The organism is Fictibacillus arsenicus (assembly GCF_001999465.1).
Lineage (GTDB): Bacteria > Bacillota > Bacilli > Bacillales > Fictibacillaceae > Fictibacillus > Fictibacillus arsenicus.
The window spans coordinates 1,304,889-1,314,748 of the sequence record NZ_MQMF01000002.1; the positions used below are offsets into that span (position 1 = coordinate 1,304,889).

6 protein-coding genes, 16 tRNA genes and 1 rRNA gene are annotated in these 9,860 nt (G+C 41.5%); 1 reads left to right on the plus strand and 22 read right to left on the minus strand.

Features of this window, described 5'->3' with window-relative positions:
* Positions 1-287 precede the first annotated feature (287 nt).
* The 4 genes from trmL to queG all read right to left on the minus strand — a co-directional run bounded on the left by trmL (position 288) and on the right by queG (position 3,539).
* Entirely contained in the window at positions 288-761 is a 474-nt protein-coding gene (gene trmL, locus UN64_RS13830) for a tRNA (uridine(34)/cytosine(34)/5-carboxymethylaminomethyluridine(34)-2'-O)-methyltransferase TrmL (protein WP_077363645.1), read from the minus strand.
* Between the two features lie 84 nt (positions 762-845).
* Positions 846-1,730 carry an amidase domain-containing protein gene (locus tag UN64_RS13835; RefSeq protein WP_139343105.1) on the minus strand — a complete coding sequence of 295 codons (885 nt, stop codon included), beginning with the start codon at positions 1,728-1,730 and terminating at the stop codon, positions 846-848.
* Positions 1,731-1,797: 67 nt separating this feature from the next.
* Positions 1,798-2,334 carry a methylated-DNA--[protein]-cysteine S-methyltransferase gene (locus UN64_RS13840; protein ID WP_077363647.1) on the minus strand — a complete coding sequence of 179 codons (537 nt, stop codon included), beginning with the start codon at positions 2,332-2,334 and terminating at the stop codon, positions 1,798-1,800.
* A 59-nt stretch (positions 2,335-2,393) separates the two neighbouring features.
* The gene (gene queG / locus UN64_RS13845) at positions 2,394-3,539 is read right to left on the minus strand and encodes a tRNA epoxyqueuosine(34) reductase QueG (protein WP_077363649.1); all 1,146 of its coding nucleotides are present in this window, start codon (positions 3,537-3,539) and stop codon (positions 2,394-2,396) included.
* A gap of 79 nt (positions 3,540-3,618) precedes the next feature.
* Here queG and UN64_RS13850 point away from each other — a divergent pair, with 79 nt between their 5' ends.
* Positions 3,619-4,272, plus strand: a complete 654-nt coding sequence (locus UN64_RS13850) for a B3/B4 domain-containing protein (protein WP_077363651.1) — start codon at positions 3,619-3,621, stop codon at positions 4,270-4,272.
* Positions 4,273-4,861: 589 nt separating this feature from the next.
* Here UN64_RS13850 and UN64_RS13855 read toward each other — a convergent pair.
* The 18 genes from UN64_RS13855 to rrf form a co-directional block, all read right to left on the minus strand.
* Positions 4,862-7,150 (minus strand): YhgE/Pip family protein, encoded by a 2,289-nt coding sequence (locus UN64_RS13855; protein ID WP_077363653.1) that lies wholly within the window; start codon positions 7,148-7,150, stop codon positions 4,862-4,864.
* Positions 7,151-7,478: 328 nt separating this feature from the next.
* A tRNA-Cys gene (locus tag UN64_RS13860) sits at positions 7,479-7,552 on the minus strand.
* A 465-nt stretch (positions 7,553-8,017) separates the two neighbouring features.
* Positions 8,018-8,102 (minus strand) — tRNA-Leu (locus UN64_RS13865).
* Between the two features lie 23 nt (positions 8,103-8,125).
* Positions 8,126-8,200 (minus strand) — tRNA-Cys (locus tag UN64_RS13870).
* 14 nt (positions 8,201-8,214) lie between these two features.
* Positions 8,215-8,289: transfer RNA gene (locus UN64_RS13875), tRNA-Gly, on the minus strand.
* Positions 8,290-8,332: 43 nt separating this feature from the next.
* Positions 8,333-8,407: transfer RNA gene (locus tag UN64_RS13880), tRNA-Gln, on the minus strand.
* Between the two features lie 9 nt (positions 8,408-8,416).
* Positions 8,417-8,492, minus strand: a tRNA-His gene (locus UN64_RS13885).
* 23 nt (positions 8,493-8,515) lie between these two features.
* Positions 8,516-8,589 (minus strand) — tRNA-Trp (locus tag UN64_RS13890).
* Between the two features lie 25 nt (positions 8,590-8,614).
* Positions 8,615-8,699 (minus strand) — tRNA-Tyr (locus tag UN64_RS13895).
* Positions 8,700-8,781: 82 nt separating this feature from the next.
* Positions 8,782-8,857: transfer RNA gene (locus UN64_RS13900), tRNA-Thr, on the minus strand.
* Positions 8,858-8,866: 9 nt separating this feature from the next.
* Positions 8,867-8,942, minus strand: a tRNA-Phe gene (locus UN64_RS13905).
* 43 nt (positions 8,943-8,985) lie between these two features.
* Positions 8,986-9,061: transfer RNA gene (locus UN64_RS13910), tRNA-Asp, on the minus strand.
* Positions 9,062-9,066: 5 nt separating this feature from the next.
* Positions 9,067-9,143 (minus strand) — tRNA-Met (locus UN64_RS13915).
* Positions 9,144-9,304: 161 nt separating this feature from the next.
* A tRNA-Val gene (locus UN64_RS13920) sits at positions 9,305-9,380 on the minus strand.
* A gap of 29 nt (positions 9,381-9,409) precedes the next feature.
* Positions 9,410-9,484, minus strand: a tRNA-Glu gene (locus tag UN64_RS13925).
* A gap of 27 nt (positions 9,485-9,511) precedes the next feature.
* Positions 9,512-9,603: transfer RNA gene (locus tag UN64_RS13930), tRNA-Ser, on the minus strand.
* Between the two features lie 4 nt (positions 9,604-9,607).
* Positions 9,608-9,682 (minus strand) — tRNA-Asn (locus UN64_RS13935).
* A 9-nt stretch (positions 9,683-9,691) separates the two neighbouring features.
* A 5S ribosomal RNA gene (rrf, locus tag UN64_RS13940) occupies positions 9,692-9,807 on the minus strand.
* Positions 9,808-9,860: the final 53 nt, after the last annotated feature.

The window sequence follows — 9,860 nt, forward strand, 5'->3', positions numbered from 1 at the left end:
CCTGGAAAAAACTAATCCATAATACATATGGAAGCAAAAACGTCCCTCATTGATAAGGACGTTTTTTTATTTCCCTCTGTTTTATAAACTTTGTGGCTCTTGAAAGTGGTAAATTTCCGCTCCAGGATGCTCGCTTTCCGTGGGGTGGGCGGTGAGCCTCCTCTCCGCTTTGCGTCCTTAGGAGTCTCACCTGTCCCACTGATCCTGCAGGAGTCTCGCACCTTGCACTCCAATTAACTTGCCATAGAAGAGATTGATTTAAAACCAACAATCTTTTAGAGAAGAAGCTATTTTAACTCCCCAAAACTTTGCTGGCGCAATGCCTCATAAATAAGAATCGCTGCTGTGTTTGATAAATTTAACGAACGAATGTGATCGTTCATCGGAATGCGCAGACATCGATCCATATTTGTATCAATGACTTCCCGTGGCAGTCCCTTCGTTTCTTTTCCAAAAACAAAGAAGACATCTTTCTTAGGATTCGAATAGTCAAAGTCAGAATACGTCTGTTCTCCGAATTTCGTTATATAATAAAATTCGCCATCCGGATATTCCCTATAAAAAGCATCCAATGAATCATGGTGATGAATGTTAACGTGCTCCCAATAGTCGAGACCTGCACGCTTTAAATATTTATCTTCCAATGAAAATCCCAGTGGGTGAATAAGATGCAAATGTGTGCCTGTACCCGCGCATGTACGTGCGATATTTCCTGTGTTCGCAGGAATCAATGGTTCGAATAAAACAACATGTATAGTCAAAAAGCTCACCTCAAAAACAATATTCCAACAAGTACTTATTATAGCACTTTTTTTGGAATATCACTCTAGATGGCGAGCTTTCACTTAAAGAATATGAAAAAATTTGTACTGAATCCTCTTCGTATAAGCTGTTGAATCCTCATAGCCCCAATAACGCATTCTGCTGTTTGTCGTATGAGCATTTACAAGAGGCTCTCCTGATGGATCTTTTGCTACAACAATCGTCGTATGCTGATAATGCCCGTCACCATCAAAATCATAGCAGATAACATCACCTGGCAGCAAAAGGTGGGCAGCTGATTTCTCTTGAGCCTGCAGACTTGATTTCGAACCACTTAAGTACCACCGTAGCGCATTGGCCACCGACCAGCTGTAGCTCCAGGAGTTGTTCCTCATCCACCAGCCTTTTGACTTAATGGATTGCGGAGTCATTGGTATTCCTCCTGCATGAATGCTTTGGGAGATATAGTTGGTACAGTCATTCTCGAAAGACTTATAAGCAGGATTATACGTGTTCCACCAGCGTTCCGCATATCGTACGGCCGCCAGCCTGTCATACCCGCCTTTTGTCGGTGCAATCGATTCATTCTCACGTTCGATCTTCGGCAGTTCCCTATAATTGCCTTCAGCATTAACAGGCTCATCACTTTTCATTTCGCCGTCTTGAAAAAAAATAGCACGCCTCTCTTGAGACATTTCCTCGACGTAAAAATCAAACCCATGTTTGATTAGAAAACTATAATGGACAAGATAATCCACATGAATTTTGTCTTCAGTTTCCGTAGTCCGCAATACACTTCCGTTCGCTTGATTATTTACGATAAATGCATTTCTATCGGTATACATTTGTTTTTTTCGCATAAAGCTTTCTTGTTCATTTTTTAAAAAGAAGCCCCTTCCATCTGCATCCGCATGTATCATCCATTGGGACTGGTTTTGAATATATTGTTTCAGTGTCTCCATCCACATCAGACATACCTCCCTGCTTCTTTTAACATATGAGAGGTATATAAAAAAAAAGAACCCATTAAGGGCTCTATGATGTTTTCTTGCAGCTATTCTGTTCGATCGATAATAATATTTCTTTTTTGTCTAATCCTCCGCCATATCCTACAAGTGCACCATTACTTCCGATTACGCGGTGACACGGAATAAAAACAGGTACAGGATTCTGGTTATTTGCACTGCCGACAGCACGAACTGCTTTTGGTGCACCGATTCCCTGAGCTACTTCCTTATATGAACACGTTAGTCCATAAGGAATACTCGTTAGCTGGTTCCAAACTTTCTTTTGAAAGGCCGTACCAAACAAATCATAGCGGATGTTAAACTCGTGCAGGTTGCCTGCAAAATAAGCATTTAATTGCTGAACAGCATCTGCTAATAATTCAGGAGAATGAATGAGTTCTCCTTTAATATAATGCTTAGCCATCCAAGAACGTAAAGATGGAAGGTTATCCTCCATTGAACCAAAATCGAGACGGCAGATTCCGTTCTCCGTTGCAATGATCGTTAACGGTCCGATTACGCTTTCCATTTCTTCATAATAGAGTAACGTTTTAATCTGACACATAATTATCCCTTCTTTTCATTACTTGACCTTACTATATCGGACACTTTAAAGTTATGCGATTACGAAATTTCTTGATTTCGAAGCATTTTAAGTCCTTTATCTATCTCTAACGCCACTAAATCGTCTTTTTCGCGCTCTTTTGCTGATGAAAGTTCTAATTCTGCTTCATTTCCGCCTATTTTCCCAATTGCCCAAGCAGCAGTCCCTCTAATAACAGGTCTTGGATCATTTTTTAATAAGTAGATTAAATCAGGTAGTGCAGCTTCTTCTTTAAAATGGGCCAATGCTATAATCGCATTTCTCTGAATTGGTTTCTTTCCTCTCCAGCTTCCGGATACATGCCCGAATTTTTCTTTGAAATCTCTATTGCTCATCGTCAATAAAGGCTGTAAAAGAGGCTTTGCAATTTCAGGATCCGGCTCCATTTCTGCATGATGATGAAAATCTTTCCCTTTGTTTTCGGGACATACTGTCTGACACGTATCACACCCATATAAACGGTTGCCTAGCTTTTCTCTGTATTGATCTGGCAAGAAATCTTTTGTCTGGGTTAAAAACGCAATACATTTTGATGAATCCAGCTGTCCTCCCTGTACAAGAGCACCTGTGGGACATGCCTCAACACATTTATTGCATGAACCGCATTGATCTTCCATCGGGGTATCTGCAGGAAATGCGATATTCGTAATCATTTCACCAAGATACATGTAGGAGCCAAATTCAGGTGACATGATCGCACAGTTTTTGGCGCTCCAGCCTATACCAGCTCTCTCGGCCACAGCCCGGTCTGACAATTCTCCTGTATCAACCATAGATTTTATATTAGCATCTGGAACTCTCTCTATAATAAAGGCCTCAAGCAATGCAAGCTTTTCTCTTAATATATGGTGATAATCTTTACCCCATGATGCTCTGCAAAAAATACCTCTTCGCTCCCCTTTCATGCTTCTGGGAGCATTTTTCATTTTGGAGGGATATGCAAGAGCGATCGAAATGATGCTTGAAGCTCCACTTAGAAGCCGGTCTGGCTCTGTTCTTTTGTCAATGTCCTTTTCTTCAAATCCTGATTGGTATTGAAGATCTTGCTGAATCCGGAGCCTTTCTTTTAACTCAGCAAAAACATCAGCATCAGCGAAGCCAATTTTATCTATTCCGATTTCTTTACTATATGCAACAATCTCTTCTTTCAACTGGGCACCTGTCATGCATATCCCTCCTTTCACATTTATTTTCATTTCGTATGGTAAACTACAAGTATATATTTAGTAGAAACGGGGTTCTCTTATGATCACAATTTCGCCAAAAATAAAGGAACTTGTCCCGCAGTTTAAAATAGGCACAATTACATACCATGATATCGCGATTAGCGAGTCACCGCAAATGATAAAAGGCAGATTCCAGCTATTTCTAGAATCCTTAAAACTAGAAGACAAAACAGCTGCTGATTATCCGGGTGTAGCCGAATACCGATCTGTGTTTAAAAAGCTTGGCACTGACCCTTCACGTTATCGCCCGGCTTCAGAAGCACTGCTGCGCCGTGTGTTGAGCGGCAAAGAACTTCCTCCAATTAATTCAGGTGTAGACGTTAATAATTTCTTCTCTATTCGATTCGCAATTCCCATCGGACTTTATAACCTTGATAAACTTCAAGGTGATGTGGAGGTAAGGATCGGCGAGGCTGAAGACACATATGAAGGGCTGAACGGCCGTGAGATGAATATGGAAGGGAAGCTGCTGTCTGCAGACTCGCTTGGAGCGTTTGGGAGCCCTATCGTCGATTCTAAGCGGACCATGGTGGATGAAAGTGTGGCGAATGCTCTACATATTGTTTATTTACAGCCTTCGATGGATGAAAGTGAAGCTCGTGATATGTTGGAGTCAATGGCTAAAATGTTCACACAGGTGAATGGCGGGACGGCAGAAATTCAAGTGATTTAAATAGGTGTTTAAATTAGGTGGCCTTGAGTGTGTCGAATTATGTAGCTTCGTCAATATAACAAGCTTTTATGTCAATATATCTAGGGATATGGTGAATATTATGAGTGATTTGGTGAATATATCATGCGGAAGTTTCAATATAGCAATTATCTTTCACCTTAAAACCTCCTATCAAAAAAAATGCAGGGCTTCATTGAGTCAACGAAGCCCTGCATTAAAACCTACAACTAACTTGTTCTATATATAAGCAGCATGTATTAGTTTTATGACAAGTTCATAAAAAATTAATTTATTTTCTATATAAAATAAGCAGGCAGAAAAAGAGAAGTATGATTAAAAGAAAAATGGTTCGAATCGAATAAAATATTTTAGTGATCATCATATCGATAATATTTAAATATCTGGCAATATCGAATATCAAAAAAAAGATTGAAGTAATACAAACCGTTATAACAACAATACAGAAGATACTCAACACCTGGTTCCTGCTCATCAGCATCTCCCCCTACCCCTTAACTATTCAAGGTACAAGAAGAAGATTCAAAAAAAGTTCCTGGCGAAAAGCCAAGAACCTTCTTTACCTATTCAATTATCCTGCTATTTCAAACCTTTGCGACTGACTTTTGCCACTCTTAATTAAAAATGCAGCAGCTGACAGCACTCCAAAGACTGCGAAGTAAATAAGCAAAATGCTCATATTTGAAAGAGCAGCACCAGAATCATTTAATGAAGTTAATGCTTTAAAGCCTGCAATAGAGTAAGTGAAAGGAAGGAACTCACTTAATGCACGCAAATTCTCTGGAAGCATATCAATCGGCAAATTCGCTCCAGTTGTAGAAAGTTGCAATACCACTAACACAAAAGCGACAAAACGTCCTGCATTTCCGAATGAAGCAAAGAACAATACAATTGCCGTGAAAACCAAACTTACAAATAAAGCAAACAATATGAAACCGGCACCATTGTACACATTCATATCTAGAAACAGAAGCACTACAATAGATAACAGCAATGCTTGCACGAGGGCAAGCGATCCCAGGTTCATAAACTTTGCACCAAACCATGATAATGCGGAAACCTCTTCAGGTTTCTTGAAGTTAATAAACAAGGACATAATTAAGATTCCAACAAATAAAGCAAGTGATATTACAAATGGCGCTGTTGAATCCCGGTAAAGAGGATACTTGTTTACCGTATCACTCTTTAATTCAACTGGAGAAGAGAACATACTGATATTTGCATCAGTCGCATTTTTGATGCCGCTCGTTTTTTCTGCTCCTTCCCTTAGACCTGAAGAAAGTTCTCCGCTTCCATCCTTCAGTTTACCTGCTCCGTCATTAAGCTTTGTAACACCTTCTGTTAAGTCTCCCCAGCCTTTTTCTACAGAAGCATTTCCATCGCTAACTTGACTCATGCCTGAATGAATCCTGGAAGCACCGCTTGTCAGGTCACGCCAGCCCTTTTCCACTGTCGAGTTGCCAGCAGAAATCTGGCTCGCCCCCGCATTAAGTTTTGTAACTCCATCTGTTAGTGCACCCCATCCGTTTTCAACAGAAGCTGTACCTTGCTGTAGTAAAGGAACTCTTTGATCTAACACTGCTACACCATTGTCAATGGCAGTTTGGCCAACAACGAGCTGATTTACGCCATCTGCCAACGACTTTGGATTAGGCACTGCGTTCTCGGTAAATGCACCAGCAACCTTTCCAGCTCCTTGCTGAAGTGCTTCTAGCTGTTTCGCCTTTTCAGGATCATTAGCTTTCAAAGCCAAACCTTGTCCTGTCATAAAAATTTTCATAAATGCTGGGTCATTTTTCAAATCTGGGTGTGCTGCTAAAAAATTCTGTAGATCACTGGACAAACTGTTCAACACTGCCCCTAGTTGTTTAGACTCATCAGCAACAGTTTTAATCCCAGCGGAGATAGCTTGTGTTCCAGGACCGATTTCAGTCTTAATAGCTGCCTGGGCACCTTTCAAACCGTTCAAAATACCGGTAGTACCAGCTTTCAATTCAGGTATACTCTTTTCTAGCTGCTTCGCTCCTTCCGCTAATCTTGAGATATCCCCAGATTTTGCTTGCAAAGATTGAAGCATCTCTGCTGTCCCATCACTCAAATCTTTAGATCCGTTAGCAAGCTTGCTAATATCTCCTTGCTTTCCGGCTAACGAACTGAGCATTTGCCCAGTACCTGCTTCAAGTTCGTTTGCTCCATTTGCTAACTTTGATATATCACCCGATTTTTCTGTAAGCGATTGCAAAAGTTGGCTTGTACCATCATTAAGTTCAACCATTCCGTCATTCAGCTGTTTTGAGCCATCTGCGGCTGATTGAAATCCGTCAGAAACTTCTCCAAGACTCGCAAACATATTTTTAGCGTATTTCTCAGTTATTTTGTCTCCGAGCTTTTCCCGGATTTTTTCAGTTGCACTTCTTGTTACTTGAGCAGCCATGAAATTCAAACCTTCATTTTGAATGTAAGTCAACTCCAGCTTTTGAGGCTGATCCTCAAGTACTGTTGTTACTTTTTCTGAAAAATCTTCTGGGATTTCGATAACCATATAATAATCTAGATTATCTAACCCTTTTTTGGCTTCAGTTGAACTGACAAATTCCCAGCCAAGATCCTTACCTTTCTTTAAGTCTGCAACCAGATCCTCCCCTACATTGATCGGCTCGTCATCTGCCAATGCTCCCTTATCCATGTTGACAACTGCAACAGGTAAGTTAGACAAATTGTCATATGGTCCCCAAGTCGGTGACAGCAGAATTCCGCCATACACGACAGGTACAAGCAGAGCGGCGATGACAGAAATCAATACCCCTTTCTTTGTTGCTAACTTTGCCATTTCAGCTATAAATAAGCGAAAGACACTCATCCCTTAACCCCCATAATATAAAATGAATTCCTAATGAATAAAATGAGTGAATTCTCATTCATTTCATTAGAAGTAATTATTCGGATTAAGTAGAAATAAATCCTTCTTACTTATCATAAAATTGTAAAATTTTATCATTGTGTGTGACTTTTGTCCTTATTACTGATTTTGATCAGGTAAATAAAAACTTCCCATAATAAAATGGGAAGTTACATTTTTATGTATTTTATTGACGTGGTAGGTAACGAAAATAATTTCAAAAGGCATCTGATAATTCTTGAGCTAAGGGGGAACTCAAATATACGTCACCAGCTTTTAAATGAAAAATTGGAGGCGGCACCCGGATTCGAACCGGGGATAGGGGTTTTGCAGACCCGTGCCTTGCCACTTGGCTATGCCGCCATATGATGTAAATCTAATTTATTCGTCATGCTCATAAACTATTCCGTATAAAAGTAAAGGGTGCACAGGGTGCGCGGTCCGTATATCTTCTTCTCTTATACAGATTTTACTTTCGATCATTTGGTGGTCTTTCTTTGAACTGAGTGTGGGTGCTGGGCTCTTTTAGTTGATTATTGACTGGTTTATTTATGGAACTTTCTATAATATCGGTTTACCATGGATAAAAAATGGATTACCATGGTTAAATCCCCGAATGTTCATTTGGAATGAACATGAGTTGAAAATGTACATCTCAAATGAACAATTCAATACAAAAACATGTTATCTAGAGTATTAGTTTCCATACATGTCTTTCCAAAAAGAAAATAAGGAGGAACATGATTGTTCTCCTCATTTTTATCCTTTATTATCAATTCAACAAAAAAAGCCAATGCACTAAGCATTGACTTTGTCATTTGTATGTATTGGTACCGGTGGTCGGGGTCGAACCGACACTCCAGAAGGAACACGATTTTGAGTCGTGCGCGTCTGCCAATTCCGCCACACCGGCATTGTAGAACTATAAAACTTATATGGAGGCGGCACCCGGATTCGAACCGGGGGATAAGGGTTTTGCAGACCCGTGCCTTACCACTTGGCTATGCCGCCAGATAAAATTCAAATGGAGCGGAAGACGGGATTCGAACCCGCGACCCCAACCTTGGCAAGGTTGTATTCTACCACTGAACTACTTCCGCAAATTATTTTATTCATCTATAATTTATTCATCTATATATAAAATGGCTGGGCTAGCTGGATTCGAACCAACGCATGACGGAGTCAAAGTCCGTTGCCTTACCGCTTGGCTATAGCCCAACACATAAATGGGGCGGACGAGGGGAATCGAACCCCCGAATGTCGGAACCACAATCCGATGCGTTAACCACTTCGCCACGACCGCCACAATATTATTTAAATGTTAAATGGCAGGGGCAGTAGGAATCGAACCCACACCAAAGGTTTTGGAGACCTTCGTTCTACCGTTAAACTATGCCCCTGTAAGGATGAATATACGAATAAAAATGGTGGAGGGGGACGGATTCGAACCGCCGAACCCGGAGGGAGCGGATTTACAGTCCGCCGCGTTTAGCCACTTCGCTACCCCTCCACAAATTGAAGACAGGTTCTATTGTAAGTTATTTACGACCTATTTTCAATACGTTTTTTATTCCAATTAAGGAAGAAAAAACTGGTGCCGGCTAGAGGACTTGAACCCCCAACCTACTGATTACAAGTCAGTTGCTCTACCAATTGAGCTAAACCGGCAAAAAAAAATGGTGGCTCGAGACGGAATCGAACCGCCGACACGAGGATTTTCAGTCCTCTGCTCTACCGACTGAGCTATCGAGCCAAGATAATTCTTGGTATTTTATAGCCACCAAAAAAAATAAAAATGGCGGACCCGACCGGGGTCGAACCGGCGATCTCCTGCGTGACAGGCAGGCATGTTAACCACTACACCACGAGTCCAAAATTGGTTGCGGGGACAGGATTTGAACCTGCGACCTTCGGGTTATGAGCCCGACGAGCTACCAGACTGCTCCACCCCGCGATGATATAAAAGTATCGGACGATGTATCCGAATATGATATAGACTGTCTCTTTCTCTACATGTTTATCTTAGTTGTGTATCCGTCGAGACATGTCGTCGTGATTTCACAGAAGCTTACGCTCCATGCTCCACCCCGCGATGATATAAAGAATAAAAATTAATGGTGGAGGATGACGGGTTCGAACCGCCGACCCCCTGCTTGTAAGGCAGGTGCTCTCCCAGCTGAGCTAATCCTCCATATAATATAAAGTTGGTTATGTATAAAATGGTGACCCGTACGGGATTCGAACCCGTGTTACCGCCGTGAAAGGGCGGTGTCTTAACCGCTTGACCAACGGGCCAGTGTATAAAGTTAGAGAGTATGTATCTGGCGGAGAGCAAGGGATTCGAACCCTTGATACGGGGTTGACCGTATACACGATTTCCAATCGTGCTCCTTCGACCTCTCGGACAGCTCTCCAATATGGCTCCACAGGTAGGACTCGAACCTACGACCGATCGGTTAACAGCCGATAGCTCTACCACTGAGCTACTGTGGAATATGTATGGCTCAGCGACGTCCTACTCTAACAGGGGGAGACCCCCAACTACCATCGGCGCTGAAGAGCTTAACTTCCGTGTTCGGTATGGGAACGGGTGTGACCTCTTCGCCATCATCACTGAACCAATTATATAGAGAGTATGTTCTCTCAAAACTAGATACGACGTTTCCAAACA

Bases quoted from the DNA above. Each gene is read 5' to 3' on its own strand.
- queG (WP_077363649.1), bottom strand. From the start codon at position 3,539: ATGACAGGTGCCCAGTTGAAAGAAGAGATTGTTGCATATAGTAAAGAA.
- UN64_RS13840 (WP_077363647.1), bottom strand. From the start codon at position 2,334: ATGTGTCAGATTAAAACGTTACTCTATTATGAAGAAATGGAAAGCGTA.
- UN64_RS13835 (WP_139343105.1), bottom strand. From the start codon at position 1,730: ATGTGGATGGAGACACTGAAACAATATATTCAAAACCAGTCCCAATGG.
- UN64_RS13855 (WP_077363653.1), bottom strand. From the start codon at position 7,150: ATGAGTGTCTTTCGCTTATTTATAGCTGAAATGGCAAAGTTAGCAACA.
- UN64_RS13850 (WP_077363651.1), top strand. From the start codon at position 3,619: ATGATCACAATTTCGCCAAAAATAAAGGAACTTGTCCCGCAGTTTAAA.